Genomic DNA, 17,968 nt, shown 5'->3' with positions numbered 1-17,968 from the left:
CCGATCCGACCTGTCAAATCCGGGACAATGAAACCAAGCCGCTACCCCTCCATTCTGCAATCCGCCTTGAGCCCGCGCATGCTGGTCGCCCTGCTGATGGGGTTTTCTTGCGGGCTTCCCCTGCTTTTGACCATCACGGTCCTCCAGGCCTGGATGAAGGAGGAAGGTGTCGATCTGACGCTCATCGGTATCATGGGGCTGGTCGGTCTTCCCTACACCCTGAAGTTTCTGTGGGCTCCCCTTTTAGACCGCTTTACGCTTCCCCTTTTCGGCCGGAGAAGAGGCTGGCTCTTCCTATCCCAGTCGGCCCTCATGCTGTCCATTTCGACCTTGGGATTCACCAATCCCTCGAGGGCACCCTGGATGGTCGCGGCGGTGGCCTTTCTGGTAACCTTTTTCAGCGCCAGTCAGGACATTGTCGTCGATGCCTACAGGCGGGAGGACCTTTCCGATGAAGAGTTGGGCCTCGGCTCATCACTGTATGTCAATGGATACCGGGTGGGCATGCTGCTCGCCTCCGGCGGCGGCCTGATCCTGGCGGACCATATTTCCTACGCCATGGTATACCAAATCATGGCAGCCTGCATGCTTCCGGGAATTCTTGTCACGCTGCTGGCGCCTGAGCCGGAACTGCCTGAAGGCACCCCGCAAACCCTCGTTGAAGCCGTGATCGCCCCCTTGACCGAATACTTCGGCCGCCGGCAGGCCGTTTCGATTTTGGCCTTCATCCTTCTCTACAAAATCGGCGACACCATGGCGGCCGCCATGACCACGCCGTTTTACCTGGATATCGGTTTCACCAAGACCCAAATCGGTGCCGTGGTCAAACTGTTCGGTTTCTGGGCCACCATCGGCGGCGGCATCCTCGGTGGTGTGCTCATGCTGCGCACTGGTATCAACCGCTGCCTCTGGATATTCGGCATCCTGCAGGCGCTTTCCACATCGGGGTTCGCTCTGCTGGCGATGATCGGTAACAGCATCTCGGGGCTGTCCGCGGTGATCGCCTTTGAAAATCTCAGCTCCGGCATGGGGACGGCCGCCTACGCGGCCTACATGGCCAGCATCACCAACAAAAAATTTACCGCCACGCAGTATGCGCTTCTGAGCAGCCTCATGGGTATACCCCGCGTGCTGGCTGCGGCGCCTACCGGATACATGGCCAAACATTTCGGTTGGTTTGCTTTCTTTCTCCTATGTACCGGACTCGCCGTCCCGGGTCTTGTCCTGCTTGGCCGAATTGCACCGTGGAAGGCGGGGGGCGGCTCGTCACCCGACAGCTGAAACCGTGGCATATTTTCCATTTGCCTATCTGTCCGTGCCTCTGGTAGTATAAAAATAATACGGCATCTTTTGTATGATAGCGACGTAATCGCATTTTACCTCACAGGCCGGGAAAGCCTGAGAACTTCGGACAAGGCGACCTGCAATGCCCGATAACAAAAAAATCACACCCGCCGGGCGGCGTGCAATGATACTCCGGGAAAAAAGGCGAACACTGATGGGGCGTTCGCCGGAAAAGGCCGTGGAAGCGATCCTGAACGCCGAACGGCCGGTGGAGCTGGTGCATTCCTTTCCGGAGGAGGATCTCTACCTCCTGGTCAACGAAGTCGGCCACCAGGACGCGCTGCCCATCCTGGCCCTGGCGTCCGCCAGACAATGGGAATATATGCTGGACATGGACGTTTGGAAGGGCGACACGGTCGAACCGCTGGCAACCACCAAGTGGTTCAGCGTTTTGATGACCGCGGACCCCGACCGTTTTGCCCGCTGGTGTTCCCGTGAAAAAAAGGTGTTCACCGAACTTTTTCTCCAGCGCAATATCGACGTCGCCACCCGCGAGGAAGACCAGGATCCGGCCGACCTGGGCAAGGATTTCATTACCATTGACGACGTGTTTTATTTTCGGGTTAAAAACCTCCCGGCCGAATACGCCCCGGGGCCCGGGGCCGAATCCGATACCGAGGTCGAGTCCGAGGCCGATGCTGCTTACGAGCGACTCAAGGAGCAACGCGATACGTTTTTTCCGGAACTGCTTCAACGGATCGCCACGCACGACGTTCAACTGTATCGTGATCTTCTGCTGGAGGCTGCCTCGGTGATACCCGCCGAAACCGAAGAAGCGCTATACCGAATGCGCAATGTCAGATTGGCGGAAAAGGGCTTTTTACCACTGGAAGAGGCCGTCGGCGTTTACCAGCCCATCGACCCTCAGGACCTTCGCGGACGGCCGGTCAAATACATCGAGCGGGGGGGTGAGCCCTTGCTGTCCGCCCCTCTTTCCGTCGGCGCCCTTCTGGAAAAGGACGGCCCCTTTAGCAAAGCGCTGGCTGAAATCGACCGGAGCCGGGTCGCCATGCAGCTGCAGTCCGAAATTGCGGGTCTGTGCAACAGCATCATCGTTGCCGACGGAAAAACGATTCATACCCGGGAGGAACTCGGTGAGATCGTAAAAAAAGCCTGCGGATATATCAACGTCGGCCTCGAAAGCCTCGAAGACAACCACAGGCAGCTGATACAAACCTATCCGCTGGCGGATATTTTTCGTGTCGGCTTCGGACGGGCCCTGGCCCTGAAGTGGAAGGCAGATGCCTGGCAGCGGGGCAGCTGGTATGCTCGGGCAGGCCTCCCGCTGCATTTCTGGGGGGAAACGCTCATGGGGGTTGTCGGCGGGCTTTTGATTAAAAAACCGCTTTTCTTCGACAACTATGCCACCGGCACCGTTTACCGTGAGTTTCAAACCTGCGAAGACATCCGTCGTACCGAAGAAATGCTCGACAGAACCATATCTTTTGACAAGCTTTTCAGCCGGCTTTCCCTAGAAAAAATTTCCGGGCATGCCGGATCCCTTTTGAACTACAAGAACCTCCTTCTGACCCTTTGGACCGCCCACAGTCAGGGGCTGAAGGAATACCCCGCCGTCATTTCCACAGTGCCGTTGGATGTTTTCAAAACCTTTTTCGAGCAGCTGTGGGATATGACTTCCAACCCACCGACCATCAAACCCGCCCGAAAAAACGACTTCATGGGGTGGATCTCCTCTGCCAGCGGACTTTCGCGGGATACGCTGGCCCAAGAGCTGGGGAGCGCCTTCGAGGAACTCTTTCAGGAAATCGAGGAGAATTACGCCCGGGTATCGGCAAAGAACATAGACCCGCGTTTTATGCAGTTGTTCCGGGTGGCGGCGCCCTGAACCGCTTCGGCGAACCCACCCTCCGGCTGCCGTTTCATTTTTTTCCCGATTGCTTTACGGGTACGGACGGGAAAAGGGACGGGTTGGTGTGCGGCAGAAATTTGGCGGCGCTGAACCGGTTCATGAACTCCTGGTTCACGTTCAGTTCAAGATAGGTGATCCGGTTCCGTATCTCGTCGATTTCCTCCAGACTGTCCGGACTGGTCAGAAGCCGGGCGGCCCCTTCAAGCGAGCTGTTGCCCAGCACCTTGAAGGCCTGCCGGGGAAGATCGGGAAGCATCCCGATGGAAATGGCTGAAACCGGATCGATAAATGAGCCGAAAGTGCCGGCCACATAGAAGGTGGACAGGTCCCCCGGCAGCATGCCGACGGAATTCGTGATCGTCTCCAGGATGGTGTACATGGCCGCTTTGGAACGCACCAGGCTGTCGATGTCTGCCTGGCTTACCGTGAGATCCCGGCCGGTGGCCGACCGGTCGGCCGGGACAACCACCAGCGAAGGCACGCCGGCCACATCCTGCAACAGCTCACCGCAGACGGCCGGATCGAACTTTCCCCTGACGTCCAGCATTCCGGATAGAAACAGTTGGGCTGCCAGATCGATCAGGCCGGATCCGCAGATCCCCTTGGGCGGCGTGTCGCCGATGGTAGCAAGGTCGAATCCGCCTGCTTCCGGATCTATTCTCACTTTATCGATCACCCCCGGCCCCGCCATCATTCCCATGCGGGTCACGCCGCCCTCCAGCGCCGGGCCGGCCGCCCCGGCACAGGCGATCAGCCAGTTCTCGTTCCCCAGCACGACTTCCGCGTTGGTGCCCACGTCCACCAGAATGCCTGTTTCTTTTTGCCTGTGCATGCCCGCAAACAGTATTCCCGCAATGAGGTCTCCGCCGAAATAGCTGCCGATGTTCGGGTAGATAAATATTCTGCCGGAAGGGTTGACGGCCAGTCCCAGTTCCGATGCCCGCAGCATTCCCGGGCGGTTGGTTACCGGAATGTAGGGTTCCCGGATGATCCAGCGCGGCTCCAGCCCCATGAACAGATGGGTCATGGTCGTGTTGCCTGCCAGGGAAACCATGAAGATATTTTCCGCTTCCCTGCCGCATGCCCTGCAAAGACTCGCAATCTCCAGGTTCATCCCGTCGACGACGAGACGCTTGAGCGTCGACAACCCCTCCGGTTCCTCGGCATAATGGATTCTTGCCAGAATGTCCGGCCCGATGGCAATTTGAGGATTGTCGAAGGAGCGTTCGCCCAGCGATTCCCCAGACAGGAGGTTGACAAGTCTCAAAACAATCCGGGAAGTTCCCAGGTCCACGGCCAGTCCCATCGGCGGCCGAGAATCCCCGGGCGGGAAAAGTCCCGTCACCAGCCAGCCGTCGGCGTCTCGGGCCACAACACACCCGGCACTGTATTCCCATTCCCGCAGAAGAAAAGGCAGTTTTTTTAAAAGCGGCAGGTCGATCGCAACCGCACGCGATGCGAGCTTCCCCTTCAACCCCTCTATCAGCCGACCCCCATCGGATGTGTTGTCGGCCAGCGACGGTGGCTGCAGTTCGACGTGTGTGACCCAACCATCTCGAAAGACCGGTTTTTGCACCGCCATAACGCAATTCCTAAAAAGGTAAGCCCGAATAGTCCTAATGGATATTCGGGCTGGCTCCGTTGAAGCCTCATGTCCTCATTTTTTTCCGGCGGGCAACACCTCAACGTTGCAACTATGGGGTCATAACTCGAAAGTCATGTCGCTTCCCACCGCAAAGCACTCGAATGTCTTCCCCTGATCGGCAATGCGGCGCCGGCACACGGTAACGATCTCGTCCATGTCGTCATCCGAACGGTCCTGATTCAGGTGAAACAGCCCCAGCTTCTTCACATTTGCATGGATGGCCAAATTCAGCACATCGGCATAGGACGAGTGCCCCCACTCGATGTATTGCTCATACTCTTCGGGGGTGTATTCGGCATCGTGAATCAGGAGATCGGCGTCAGCGCAGAACTGCGCATAGGTCTCCTTGGTAAGGCCTTTGGGGTGGACATATCCCAACTCATTGTCCGTCAGGAAGACGAACGTTTTTCCGTCTTCTATAAACTTGTACCCGCGTCCGCCGTTCGGATGGCTCAGGTGGATGGGAACCACTTGCACCGAGCCGATTTCAAAGGATTCCGGACAGCCTTCCTCGTAGGTAAATTCGGCGCTCAGATCGGAATATTTGACAGGAAAATTCGGCGGTGTGAGAATCCTGGTGATCATTCTTTCCGCATACGAACCCGAGTAAGGGCACCGGAAGGTCTTTATGCGCGTTTCCCCTTCGTATAATGGTTTGAAAAAGGGCAATCCCATGAGGTGGTCCCAATGGGCATGGGTGAAAAGGAAGTTGAAGGTGTCGCAGGTTTCATCGATCAGCTTGTTTCCCAAACGCCTGATCCCGGTGCCGGCATCAACGATGATGATGTCATTACTGCGGGTTCGAATCTCGAGACAGGTGGTGTCGCCACCATACTTGATGTACTCTTTTCCCGATACAGGTATCGACCCTCTGGAACCCCAGCACGTAATAACCATTAGTTCCCTTTCGGTGTTCCTGAACGCGTTGAACGGCTTACAAGGTGATACGTCATCCTGTCATTGGATGCGGCCGAGATAGGTGTGCCATATTCCGCCGGTGTCCCATTTCTTGATAATTGCTACAGGCAGGCTTCCCAAGCTCCGTTCAATTTTTTCCGCCTGGCTGCGCAGAAGACCGGATAGAATGAAAAACTCGCCCGACAGGAACCCCGGATTTCTGATCAGGCGCTTCATGACATCGTAATGAATATTCGATATCACAAGATCACGCGTAAAGTCCATAAAATTTTCGGCATCCCCTTGCACCACCAACACCTGTTTATCCATACCGTTCAACACGACGTTGCGTCTAGTGGTGCGGGCAGCCAGCCGGTTCAGATCCACGGCAAGCACTTTTTTGCTTCCCAGGCGGACTGCCGCCAGGGCAAGCACGCCGGTTCCCGTACCTATGTCGAGAACGGTTTCCGGCACCTTCAGCCGACTGACCATGTCGAGCGCCTCGAGGCAGTCACGGGTGGTGGGGTGGGAGCCGGTTCCGAACACGACCCCCGGATCCAGAAGGACCTGCCCGGATTTCGGGAGGGATCCGGTACGGGATTCCGGCCGGCAGCAGGAAGATACGTCGTACCAGGGCGGGACGACGGTTATGCGCCCGACGCTGAACGGTGTGACAGGCTCTCCGTGCCAGTCGTCATAGGACATGTGAAATCGGTCCAGTACGGTGAGCTGCGGTTCGTTGTCAATCAGCCGGTCGACAACCGCTTCCGAAGGAGCGGAAAAAAAAAGAAATGCATGCCCGCCCTCTTCCCAGTTACCGATGAATTGATCCCCGAAGAAAGCATCACCGGCCCTGACGCATCCCTCGAGATAATAAATATAAAGATCCCCGTAAGGATTGCCTGCCGGATCATTCATGCGGGTGCTTGGGCAGCTGATCCAGGTACCAATCCATTGGCTCCAGCAGTTGGAATCCCATTGCCGTCAATTTCTTTTTGACGCGCCCCACATTGTTCGTCAGCAGATAGGGAAAAACAGCCCTTTTGTCTTCCTCCCAGTAGCGGGCCACCAGAATGCTTCCGAATGAAATGTTTTCTTCGGTGATGGCATCCACGATCTTTTTCATCTGTCCGATCTTCTCCTCCACCAGGATGCACAGCAGGGTCCCGGGCTCTCCGATGCCCAGAACGTTGGTAAAGGCTCTCAACAGGTCGCGGACGGAAATGATGCCTTTCAGCTTCCGGGTCTCATCCACCACGGGGAAAGCCCCCACGCGCTTCTGCTGGATCATCAGCAACGCATCCTGAATGGTATCCGCAGGAGAAATGGTAAGGGGATCCGCGGTCATGATATCCCGGATTTTGAGCGCTTCGACCTTCTCCCGCTCCGCGGCGCAATCGGCGTCCTTGGACAGGCTGTACGGGAGAACACTCCTGATGTCACGGTCGGTGACGATTCCCACGAGGGTGTGATTTTCATCGATAACCGGCAGGTGGCGGATCCCGTGTCTGGCCATTTTTTCCCGGGCATCGAAAATACTGTCGCCGCCCGTTATGGTTATTACCTCACTTGTCATTGACCTGCTGACAAACATGTCGTCCTCCAATGATATATGGTTGTTAGTCTATGAACGGCGTATGGTACATTCCCTGCAGCAAGTGAAATCGGTTCAAATCCCATCATGTTTGCACAGGACTTTTTGCTCCGGGTTATCCGGGCTGGATTCATGCTTCCAACAGTGCCTTCACATGATTGGCCGCCAGTTCCGGGAGCCGTTTGAGGCTGTAGCCCCCTTCCAGGACCGATATCAGCCGTCCCCCGGCGTATTCCGCAGCCAGTCTCAGAGCGGTTTCTATCAGCCAGGTGAAGGCGTCCGTGGACAGTTTCACATCCGACATGTCATCATCCACATGGGCGTCGAATCCGGTGGACACCAGGATGACCTCGGGTCGAAACCGTTCAAAGGCCGGCAAAAGGTCCCTTTTGACGTAATGAGCGTACTCTTCATCGCCGTGGCCGGGAAGAACCGGGGTGTTCTTGGTAAATCCCTCCCCCTCGCCGCTGCCTTGCTCGAATTCCCTTCCCGTGCCCGGATAGGAGAAGGATGGATGCTGGTGTATTGAGTAGTAAAAAACAGTCGGATCCTTTTCGAATATGTGCTGCGTGCCGTTGCCGTGGTGGACGTCGAAATCGATGATCCCCACCTTGCCGACATGCCATTGCTCTTTCAGGTAGGTTGCAGCGATGGCCACGTTGTTGAAATAACAGAACCCCATGGCCTCCCCGGCTTCGGCGTGGTGACCCGGCGGCCTGACCGCACAGAAAGCATTGTCGATCTCCTCTTTCATGAGCATGTCGGCCGCATTCATGACACCGCCGGCCGCCAGCAACGCGGTTTCAAACGTTTCCGTACACATGGTGCAGTCGGGCGTGTCCATGGTTTTCTGGCCCGCATAGCATACCTCTTCGAAACGGCGGATGTATTCGACGGTGTGCACCGCTTCGATCCAACGCAGGTCTGCCGGCCGGGCTTCTATTTTCAGGAGTTTGGGAAGAAACCCGGCCTCCTCTATGCCTCTGTAGATGGCCTGGAGCCGTTCAGGAACTTCCGGGTGGAAAGGGCCAGTGTCATGCAAAAGATAACGCGGATCAAATAGGAAACCTGTTTTTTTCATCTCTCACCCAGCCGGTTGTGGTCAATCAATAGGTTTGAAGATTGGAACGCTCAATCCAGGATGTCGTCGAATATCCTGTAAGCCGCTTTCACGGCCTCGTTCTCCTCGGGCAGTTCGATCGTAGGGCGCCCCTCCAGGTCGAATTCGTAAACGGTCGTATCTTCCGGTATGGTCCCCGCCAGAGACAGGCCACCCTTTTTAATGATGTCGAGAACGGCTTCAGGGGGATCCGCTTTGGACTGATTGATAACGAGAAAGCTCTTCCCCACACCGATATTCAGCTCCTTGCTGAGTTTATCGATTCTGAGGGCGGCTTGCAACCCCCGGCGGGACGTGTCCGCTACGATCAGCAGAACGTCCACGTTGCTGGTGGTCAACCGGCTGATATGTTCCATACCGGCTTCGTTGTCCATGACAACGTAGGGATAGTTACCGACCAGGCGTTCCAGAAAACCGGTCAGCAGTGTATTGGCTGCGCAATAACAGCCGGAGCCCTCGGGCTGCCCCATCACCACCAGATCGTAGCCCTCCTCTTCAACGACGGCCTGTTCCAGTTTCATGGACATGAAAACATCCTTGGTCATACCGCCGGGCACAATGCCCTTCTTCATCTCCTCCCTTGCATTGCCCAGCGTATCGCTCACTTCGAGCCCCAAAACCTCGTTCAGGTTCGCATTGCTGTCGGCATCCACCGCCAGTACGGGGCCCTTTCCCTTTTCCACAAGATATTTAATCAACATTCCGGCAACCGTGGTTTTACCGGTTCCGCCTTTGCCGGCCAGTGCAATAGAATACGCCATGTAACTCATATCCTTTCAGGTGGCTTTGTTACGCGATCTTCACCTTATTTCAGTATTTCAAATTTCTCAAAGATTCCATCTCAAAACGACCGTTCTTGAATTTATGGCAGTAGCCCGGTGCAGTCAAGTCCCTTTTGCGCAAGTCGCGCAGGTGCAATCCGCTTGCATTGCCTCCGGCCTTATGTTAGTTTTATTATTTGCGTAAAAAGTGGCAGAAAGCCGCATAGCGGCAAGAAAATCTAAGCGAGTTTCAACAGGAGGTAACCATATGGAATTTGAGCTCGACAAAACACAGAAGGACATCCAAAAGGCGGTCAGAGATTTCACCAAAGGCGAATTCGACAAGGAATTGGCTCTGGAATTGGACAGGAAACATGAATTCCCTAAAAAAATATGGCAGAAAGCCGGGGACCTCGGTTTGATCGGCGTCCACTTTCCCGAAGAATATTCCGGGCAGGGGCTCGGCAGCCTCGAGGATATCCTCGTCGTCGAGGAACTGTGCCGCGGAGACTCGACTATCGGCAGTGCGGTCGCCCTCTCCAGCTTCGCCTCGGAACTGGTCCTGCACTACGGCAGCGATGAACTCAAGCAGAAATTTCTGCCCCAGGTGGCCGAGGGGAAAATGCTTTCAGCCGGCGCATTCACTGAGCCCAATCACGGTTCGGATATCACCGCCATGGACACCACGGCCGTAAAAGAGGGCGACGAGTGGGTGGTCAACGGCGTGAAGACCTTTATCACCAACGGCGGCCTGGCCGGTTTTTATTCCGTCCTTTGCCAGACGGATCCCGAGGCCAAGCCTCCCTACAGGGGCTTGAGCGTCATTCTGGTCGAAGCAGAGTGCGAGGGGGTCAGCACCGCGGATGTAGGCGAGAAAATGGGCATCTGCATGATGGCCACCGCCGAGGTCACTTTCAAGGACGTACGCGTCCCGGCCGGCAACCTGATCGGCGAAGAAGGCAAGGGCTTCTACCACGTTTTGCATTTCTTCGACGAAAGCCGCATCCAGATAGCCGCCCAGGCCCTGGGAACCGCCCAGGGAGCCTACGACCGCGCCCTCGATTACGTCAAGCAGCGCGAACAGTTCGGCAAAAAAATAGCCCAGTTCCAGGTCACCCAGCACAAACTGGCCGATATGGCGACTAAAATTGAGCTGGCCCGCCTGATCACCTACAAAGCCGCCTGGAATTTCGACCAGGGAAGGATCGACCCCAAGCTGACGTCAATGGCCAAAATGTATGCTGCCCGAACCGCCGTGGAGGTGGCCGACGAAGCCATACAGCTTTTGGGCGGCTACGGCTACATGAAGGAATACGAAGTGGAACGTTTCTACCGTGACGCCAAAATCACGGAAATTTACGAGGGTACCAAAGAAATCCAGAAAAACACCATCGCCAGCGCGATCATAGGTAAGATAAAATAAATGTGTCTGTCCTGATGATCGATATTGCCCCTGTCCTGTCCAACTGGCGGCATATACGCCTTGTTTCGACAGGCAGGGGAAATTCAAGTTCTGAACGGGTTCACCCGGTCAAATGCGAGACGCATTGTTAAGGAGGTCGCCATGTTGGACTTTTTCAAAAAAAGCATGCTCACCGGTGTAGGCCTGGCCTTGAAAACCTGGGACGAAGTCGAGGCCTTGGGCAAAGAGTTGGAAGAAAAAGGTAAAATGCCCCGGGAAGAGGCTAGAAAATTCATCGAGGAACTCCAGAAACGCTACGAAGAAACCCAGACCAAACTCGAGGAGCGGGTGGAAAAAAGCGTGCGGGATTTTCTGAAAAGGGCGGACATCGTCACCGGAGACGATCTCAAGGCCCTCAGAAATGAGATCAGGGAGCTGAAAAAACTGATCGGCCGGGACGCGCCGCCGGAATGACAGAACGGCTGAATCGGGATACAGAAACCGGAACGCGGCGCAAGTTTTTGGTATTGGGTCACTTGAAATTGTTTGGGATTTAGACATTCGATATTGGAATTTCCGGTTTGCCCGGGTCGGGCTATAGAGAACTGAACTGCCTCGAACCTTTACCTTAGCGTGGGGTTTATGCTCAGCATAAGAAAAATAGGTGTCATCGGCCGGACCTATCGGAACCTGAACCGTTATTCACAGATTCTGGGGGTTCTGTTCAAATACGGATTCGGGGATCTTGTCGAAACCCTCAAGATCGACCAGTATCTGGAAATCGGCCTGCAAATGTTCTCCAGAAACAAGAAGGCCCGGATCGAAAAATCGACACGGGCGGAACGCCTCAGAATGGCGTTTGAAGAGTTGGGCCCCACCTATATCAAACTAGGACAAATCCTGTCCACGCGGCCCGATCTGGTGCCGCCTGATTTCATCAGTGAACTTGCCAAACTCCAGGACGAAGTCCCCTCTTTTCCCTTCAACGCCGCCAAAAGGATCGTCGAATCCGAACTGGGAAGCCCTCTGGAAAAAATATTCGCCTCTTTCGACGAAAAGCCGCTGGCGTCAGCGTCCATAGGCCAGGTTCACAAGGCCGCCCTGCTGGATGGCGACGTGGTGGCCGTTAAAGTCCAGCGCCCGGGAATCAAGAAGACCATCGAGGTGGATCTCGAAATCATGCTGCACCTTGCCACGCTGGCAGAGAAACACATCGAAGGGCTGTCCTTTCACCGCCCGGTTAAAGTTGTAGAAGAATTCGCCAAAACGCTCGAGAGAGAGCTGGATTACGGGATTGAAATCGCCAGTATGGAACGCGTCGCCAGGCAGTTCCTGGATAAACCCTACGTTTACATTCCGAAGGTGTACGGGGAGATCTCTACGGAACGGGTGCTGACCGCCGAATTCGTTAACGGTATCAAGGTGTCGCACCTGGAACGGCTCGAAGCCGGCGGTTACGACAAAAAGTTGATCACCCGGCGAGGGGCGGACATTTGTCTCAGCCAGATATTCAACCACGGGTTTTTCCACGCCGATCCCCATCCCGGCAATATTTTCGTGCTGCCCGGCAACGTCATCTGCCTGCTTGACTTCGGCATGGTCGGCTCCATCGACAGGAACACCAGGGAAAGTTTTGTCGAACTGGTGGACAGTATCGTTCGCCGGGATGAAACCAGGGCGGCCCACCAGGTGTTGAAGTTGACATCCTGGGAAGAAGAACCGGACGTGCGAGCTTTCGAAAGGGATGTCGCCGAATTCATGGGCCGGCACCTCTACAAACCGCTCAAGGAGATCAACCTCGGCAGGCTGCTGCAAAATCTTCTGGAACTCGCCGCGGTGCACCGTCTCAGAATTTATCCCGATATATTTCTCATGCTCAAGGCCCTGGCTACCGTCGAAAGTGTGGCCGAGAAACTGGACCCCGATTTCGACATGGTGGCCCAGGCGACGCCCTTTATCGCCAGGGTGAAATTAGAGCGGCTGTCACCCAAACGGATCGAAAGCGATCTGGTCAAACTGTTTTCCCTGTCCTACAAATTCGTTCAGGAGTTCCCAAGAGACCTCCTGGAGGTCACCCGGCTCATCAGACAGCAGAAGCTGTCTTTCAAACACGAACTCGAGGGGCTCGACCGGATGCTTTCCACCCACGACCAGATCAGCAACCGGATCTCCTTCTCCATCGTGATTGCCGCCCTGATCATCGGCTCGGCCCTCATCGTCATTTCCAACATCCCCCCCCTTTTTTACGGCATATCAATGATTGGCATCATCGGTTTTTTGGCTGCCGCCATCATGGGCATCTGGCTCCTGGTGGCCATTTTGAAAAAGGGAAGCCTGTAACCGGTCGCATGCCTTACGCCACCGTCCGGCATGCCGACCGATTGATGGTTGACATCGGAATTTGGTGCATTAGTTTAACATTTAATAGTTAAACATTGAGGTGATTGTGAGTGCAAAAACAAAAATACCGGCAACCCAGCGCAACGCACTGAACGCCTACACCAAGCTGATGCGCGCCACCGGCAGCGTCACCGCCGCCATGCACCGGCACTTGAAAGACGACGGTCTCACAGCCAGTCAGTTCGGTGTCTTGGAAGCGCTGTACCACTTGGGCCCCATGTGCCAGCATGAATTGGGCGCTAAAATTCTCAAAACAGGCGGAAACATGACCATGGTCATCGACAATCTGGAGAAACGGGGCATGGTGATACGTAAAAAGGATCCCCATGACCGGCGCTACCTGCGTGTCAGCCTGACGGAAAAAGGAAACGACCTCATCAGCAGGGTGTTTCCCCGTCATGCCATGATCGCCGAAAGCGTATTCGCAGTCCTCAACCCCCTTGAACTGGATCGGCTCGGCGGTCTCTTGAATTGTTTGGGCCGCACTGCAGCCGGCATGGTTGCAAATGAAAATAAATAACCCCATTGGTGAACAAGGAGGATACCCTATGAAAATTCTGATTATCTACTATTCGAGTTATGGTCATATCGACAAAATGGCCCGGGCGGTTGCCCAGGGCGCTTCCCAGGTGGATGGCGCCGAGGTGCTGCTGCGCCGGGTGCCGGAAACCCTTCCCCGGGAGGTGTTGGAAAAAACCGGCGCCCTGGAGGCGCAAGCCGCCTTTGCCGATGTACCGGAGGCTACCCTGGAGGAATTGGCCGGGGCGGATGCCGTCATTTTCGGCACCCCTACCCGTTTCGGCAACATGTGCGGCCAAATGCGGCAGTTCCTGGACTCGACCGTTCAGTTGTGGGCCAAAGGATCCCTGGTCGGCAAGGTGGGCAGCGTATTCACCAGCACCGGCACCCAGCACGGCGGCCAGGAATCCACCATCCTCTCTTCCCATATAACCCTTCTGCACCACGGAATGGTGATCGTCGGCCTGCCGTATGCGTTTGAAGGGCAGACGCGCGTGGATGAAATCACGGGCGGTTCGCCTTACGGCGCCTCGACCGTGGCCGGCCCAGCCGGTGAACGCACGCCCAGCGAAAACGACCTGGACGGCGCCCGTTACCAGGGCAAACACGTCGCAACCATTGCGGCCAAGCTGGCCGCTTAGGGCATTTGACTGCATACCGTCTCGCCTGGCGGACGCACCCCCTGCAGCTTGCTGCAGGGGGTCCTCGACAATCGAAACAGACCGACTCCTAACGGTAAAGATTCCCCTTGGGCTTGCTGCCCCCTCTCCAGCGGTTGACCATGGGGCGGCTTTACGTTATGGACTATGCCGGTTGTCGTATATATGTTCCGATACAAACGATGTCCAAGATAAGGAATACTTTTTCCGAAGCAGTAAGGCAGGCGAATAACATGACAACCGCTATTCAACAAATTTTCTAGGGAAAATCTTAGAAGCGTTAACCGAGGCACCGTGAAAAAAAACAGAAAAAATCCCGTGTCATTTCAAAACACCGCTATCGCCTTTAAAGATAAATCGAAAGGGGACCTGTTTTTATCCTTCGTGATATTCAGCCTGACAAAGAGTCCCTTCCTGGTAAAATTTCTGTCACGGGCGGTCAAATTGGCCCTGTCCATGGGACTGCCCGTGAAGCCGCTGATCAAGGCAACCGTTTTCAAACAGTTCTGCGGCGGCGAAAAAGAAACGGAATACGCAAAGGTGATCAAAAAGTTGGGCGCCGCCCACATCGGCTCCATCCTGGATTACAGCGTAGAAGGGGGGGAAGATGAAGCCGGTTTCGAGGCCACCAAATCGCAGCTGTTGAAGATAATCGAGAAATCCCAATCGAATCCGGACATCCCCTGCACCTGCATGAAAATGACCGCCATCGGCTTGCCGGCGTTGTTTCAAAAGGTCACCGCGCGCACCCCCCTGTCCAAACAGGAAAAACAGGCCTTCGAAAAAGTGGAAAACCGGCTCGATGAAATCTGCAAAGCCGCTTCCAGCTCTGGCAAACCCATCTATATCGACGCGGAGGAGAGTTGGATTCAGAAAGCCGTAGACGATCTTGCCGAAAAAATGATGGCCAGATATAATCAGGAAAACGCCATTGTATTCACAACGTTGCAACTCTATCGCTGGGATCGGATCGACTACTTTAAGCGATTGATCTCAGCCGCCAGATCCGGGTCCTATCGGCTGGGCATCAAAATCGTGCGTGGCGCCTATCTGGAGAAGGAACGCGAAAGAGCAAATGCGCTCGGGTATCCGTCTCCGGTAAACGCGACAAAAGCCGAAACGGATGCGGAGTACAATCAGGCCCTGCAGATATTTGTCGAAAACATCGACGTCGTGGAGATATGCGTGGGCACGCACAATGAACACAGCTGCACGCTGCTGACCCAGTACATGGCCGACCATCGCATCCCCAACGATCACCCGCACATCTATTTCTCTCAGCTCTACGGCATGAGCGACCATATCAGCTACAACCTGGCCGATGCCGGCTACAATGTCAGCAAATACCTCCCGTTCGGCCCGGTGGCCGCAACCCTGCCCTACCTGGTCAGAAGGGCGGAGGAGAATACAGCCATCGCGGGCCAGATGAGCAAGGAGCTCGAAATTATCACCAGAGAATGCCGTCGCAGAAAAAAAGCCAAACAAAAAAGGGCATGAAAATTTATTCGGCTTTGCGGAGGGCGTGCACGACGCCGTGGCACTTGCAGGCGGTGCTAACCAGAAAACTGCCGGTGTTGTTTAAAACCGTTTCCAGCGCAGCGTCTAACGCCCGCAGACGGTATCCACCGACCCCCGGAGCCAGCTGTTCGCTGACAATGCAGATCGATTGAAAGCCGGGCAGCACGAGCCTGGAAAGGGTTTCGTGGAGAACCCGGGGACGGGGTTCGCCGGTCACGGTACACAAGCCCTCCGGTTCGGGGCAATCATCCGGGCAGAGGAAATCCGCGTTGCTGACATAGAGCTGCCCCTCCGGCCCCCGAAAAGAATTCGGGAGCATGTCATCGAGTTCCCGGGGAACCGTCAATGCCTCGACGGCCATGTCGAGGTCCGGTTGATGGTGCAGCCACTCATAGGCCACGTGGATGGGCACCGCGGGAACAATCCAGTCATCGGGCGCCATACGCGCATGGGACGCAACCAGAAAGCGTATGGCGTCCATCGTCACCGCCCGGCCGCCGGCGGCCTGTATCCCTTGCACGGCAGCGGGTTCGCTATCCACCAGGGTCAAGTTCGCCGGGGGGAATACGGTTTGCAGACGCACAAAAGCGCGGCGGCCGAACCGCCCTGCGCCCAATATGCAGGCGTTTTGATACCGCCCGCCGCTCTCAACAGCAGTTGTCATCGTTCAGGCAGGCTTCCTGGGGGACCCTGAGGACATAGGTCCCGCCACCGTCATATTGACACTCTTTTTCCGGACATGAAAATTCCATCTTTTTCTACTTAAAATTTGAACCGCGGTTTACAACAACATTTTTCAGATCCTGTAAGCGGTTCATTATATTTGCGTAGATCTGATGTAAATTATAGTCATCGCTTGTTCGATGGCAAGCATCAATTGCCGCTTGCATGCCATTTCGGGAAAGGATGCGGGTGCCGAAAAAAGGCCAACTATCCGTGGTGCGGCCGACCGGAGCCCGTGGCGGAATTTGAAAAATATTATTCAACTCAGTTGAAGTTCCCTTGCGACTATGCTATCGAAATCCATCGTGATTTTTCAACGATTCCTCATAACCATAATATTTATAACTATTAGAAACAATTAAAGAACCAATCAATGTTCGCTTTGGCACGCATCGGGACCGCCGAGGGCCGCCGGAAACATATCCGTACGCTTCCAGCGGCATGCAGGAACGGGTGATGGGGACTGAAAAACAACCCAAACAATTTGACGCCATTCTGGTTGCCGGGGAGGGGGAAGACAGCCACCGCGTCTACCGGCGGCACAAAGCCTTTCTGAAGATCAAGGGCAAGTATATCATCCAGCGTGTCCTGGAAGCCATCCGGCAGGTCCCGGTGATCGGGGACATATATGTCGCCGGACCTGTGCCCAAACTCTCCGCCGTTTTTCAGGAAATCGGCCTGGACACGCGCACGCCGAAAGCCATACACCTCGTCGAGCAGCGGGCGAACCTTTTCGAAAATGCCTGGCACGCCTTTATAGCCTCTCTGCCGGCGCGTGGCGGGGGGGATTCCACGGTCGATCTGCATGCGCACAGGGATAAGGCGGTGTTGATCGTTCCCTGTGACGCACCGCTGATAACCCCCGATGAGGTGGCGCATTTCATCGCCCATAGCGAATTGGAAAACTACGATTACGTCATCGGGTTGACTCCGGAACAGGCCATGACCCACTTTTATCCTCAAGACGGCCGTCCGGGGATTAAAATGGCCTATCTCCACATGAAAGAGAAAAACTACCGCATCAACAACCTCCACATGGTCAAGCCCCTCAGGGTAATTCAGCGCAAGCACATCAACACCATGTATGCCTATCGCTACCAGAAAAATATCATTAACGCCATTCTTCTGGCGATCTATCTCATGGGCAGGGAACAACCCAAGAGCCTGCAGTATTTCGCCTGCCTCCAGCTCGCCATGGCTTGCAGTCGGCTCAACCTGCCGAAGCTGGCCGTTTTTTTCAGCCGGTGGGCACCGAAGGAGGAACTGGAAAAGGCCGTATCGGGGTTGATGAATACGCGTTTCCGAGGATTGGAGGTGCCCTACCCGGGCGCCGCCCTCGACATCGACAACGACAGGGATTTTCGCACCATGGAGGTCATGTTCGACCGGTGGAAGGCATACCTGGCGAAGCCGGTTCAGTAACCGCCTGTGCCAAGGCATGGCGCCCCATGCATAGACCCGTGGTCCCCGCCGTTGCCCGTCTTCGCCTTCGGCTGTGACGTGCGAAGACAGGCGG

16 protein-coding genes are annotated in these 17,968 nt (G+C 55.5%); 9 read left to right on the top strand and 7 right to left on the bottom strand.

Annotation, left to right across the window (positions count from 1 at the left end; translation table 11 throughout):
* The first annotated feature begins 27 nt into the window (after nt 1-27).
* Both LJE94_05640 and LJE94_05635 read left to right on the top strand, forming a co-directional pair.
* Nucleotides 28-1,281: an AmpG family muropeptide MFS transporter gene (locus tag LJE94_05640; protein ID MCG6909591.1), complete on the top strand. Its 1,254-nt coding sequence runs from the start codon at nt 28-30 to the stop codon at nt 1,279-1,281.
* Between the two features lie 145 nt (nt 1,282-1,426).
* A complete protein-coding gene (locus LJE94_05635; GenBank protein MCG6909590.1) occupies nt 1,427-3,190 on the top strand; it encodes a DUF6178 family protein in 1,764 nt (587 codons plus the stop codon).
* 34 nt (nt 3,191-3,224) lie between these two features.
* On the opposite strand, the gene LJE94_05630 is transcribed toward LJE94_05635, so the two are convergent.
* The 6 genes from LJE94_05630 to LJE94_05605 form a co-directional block, all read right to left on the bottom strand.
* Nucleotides 3,225-4,796, bottom strand: a complete 1,572-nt coding sequence (locus LJE94_05630; GenBank protein ID MCG6909589.1) for an ASKHA domain-containing protein — start codon at nt 4,794-4,796, stop codon at nt 3,225-3,227.
* Nucleotides 4,797-4,916: 120 nt separating this feature from the next.
* Entirely contained in the window at nt 4,917-5,756 is an 840-nt protein-coding gene (locus tag LJE94_05625; GenBank protein MCG6909588.1) for an MBL fold metallo-hydrolase, read from the bottom strand.
* A 60-nt stretch (nt 5,757-5,816) separates the two neighbouring features.
* Nucleotides 5,817-6,674 (bottom strand): 50S ribosomal protein L11 methyltransferase, encoded by an 858-nt coding sequence (locus LJE94_05620; protein MCG6909587.1) that lies wholly within the window; start codon nt 6,672-6,674, stop codon nt 5,817-5,819.
* Entirely contained in the window at nt 6,667-7,332 is a 666-nt protein-coding gene (locus tag LJE94_05615) for a CBS domain-containing protein (protein ID MCG6909586.1), read from the bottom strand. The genes LJE94_05620 and LJE94_05615 overlap by 8 nt, the downstream gene beginning before the upstream one ends.
* Nucleotides 7,333-7,480: 148 nt before the next feature.
* Nucleotides 7,481-8,431 (bottom strand): histone deacetylase, encoded by a 951-nt coding sequence (locus tag LJE94_05610; GenBank protein ID MCG6909585.1) that lies wholly within the window; start codon nt 8,429-8,431, stop codon nt 7,481-7,483.
* Nucleotides 8,432-8,481: 50 nt separating this feature from the next.
* Nucleotides 8,482-9,231, bottom strand: a complete 750-nt coding sequence (locus tag LJE94_05605; GenBank protein MCG6909584.1) for an AAA family ATPase — start codon at nt 9,229-9,231, stop codon at nt 8,482-8,484.
* 268 nt (nt 9,232-9,499) lie between these two features.
* Here LJE94_05605 and LJE94_05600 point away from each other — a divergent pair, with 268 nt between their 5' ends.
* The 6 genes from LJE94_05600 (at nt 9,500) to LJE94_05575 (ending at nt 15,708) form a co-directional block, all read left to right on the top strand.
* Complete coding sequence (locus LJE94_05600; protein ID MCG6909583.1) at nt 9,500-10,654, top strand: acyl-CoA dehydrogenase family protein; 1,155 nt, start codon at nt 9,500-9,502, stop codon at nt 10,652-10,654.
* Nucleotides 10,655-10,795: 141 nt separating this feature from the next.
* Entirely contained in the window at nt 10,796-11,107 is a 312-nt protein-coding gene (locus tag LJE94_05595; protein MCG6909582.1) for a phasin family protein, read from the top strand.
* Nucleotides 11,108-11,275: 168 nt separating this feature from the next.
* Nucleotides 11,276-12,973: an AarF/ABC1/UbiB kinase family protein gene (locus LJE94_05590; protein MCG6909581.1), complete on the top strand. Its 1,698-nt coding sequence runs from the start codon at nt 11,276-11,278 to the stop codon at nt 12,971-12,973.
* A 106-nt stretch (nt 12,974-13,079) separates the two neighbouring features.
* Nucleotides 13,080-13,553: a MarR family transcriptional regulator gene (locus tag LJE94_05585; GenBank protein ID MCG6909580.1), complete on the top strand. Its 474-nt coding sequence runs from the start codon at nt 13,080-13,082 to the stop codon at nt 13,551-13,553.
* A 28-nt stretch (nt 13,554-13,581) separates the two neighbouring features.
* Entirely contained in the window at nt 13,582-14,193 is a 612-nt protein-coding gene (wrbA, locus tag LJE94_05580) for an NAD(P)H:quinone oxidoreductase (GenBank protein ID MCG6909579.1), read from the top strand.
* Nucleotides 14,194-14,505: 312 nt separating this feature from the next.
* On the top strand, nt 14,506-15,708 hold the full coding sequence (locus LJE94_05575; protein ID MCG6909578.1) for a proline dehydrogenase family protein: 1,203 nt from the start codon (nt 14,506-14,508) through the stop codon (nt 15,706-15,708).
* Between the two features lie 4 nt (nt 15,709-15,712).
* Here LJE94_05575 and LJE94_05570 read toward each other — a convergent pair whose 3' ends face one another.
* Nucleotides 15,713-16,393: a hypothetical protein gene (locus LJE94_05570; protein MCG6909577.1), complete on the bottom strand. Its 681-nt coding sequence runs from the start codon at nt 16,391-16,393 to the stop codon at nt 15,713-15,715.
* A gap of 515 nt (nt 16,394-16,908) precedes the next feature.
* Here LJE94_05570 and LJE94_05565 point away from each other — a divergent pair.
* The gene (locus LJE94_05565; GenBank protein ID MCG6909576.1) at nt 16,909-17,874 is read left to right on the top strand and encodes a nucleotidyltransferase family protein; all 966 of its coding nucleotides are present in this window, start codon (nt 16,909-16,911) and stop codon (nt 17,872-17,874) included.
* Nucleotides 17,875-17,968 lie beyond the last annotated feature (94 nt).

This window comes from Deltaproteobacteria bacterium (genome assembly GCA_022340465.1).
GTDB lineage: Bacteria > Desulfobacterota > Desulfobacteria > Desulfobacterales > B30-G6 > JAJDNW01.
Note: the sequence above shows the minus strand (reverse complement) of the source record. Positions and strands in the feature narration are given on the sequence as shown.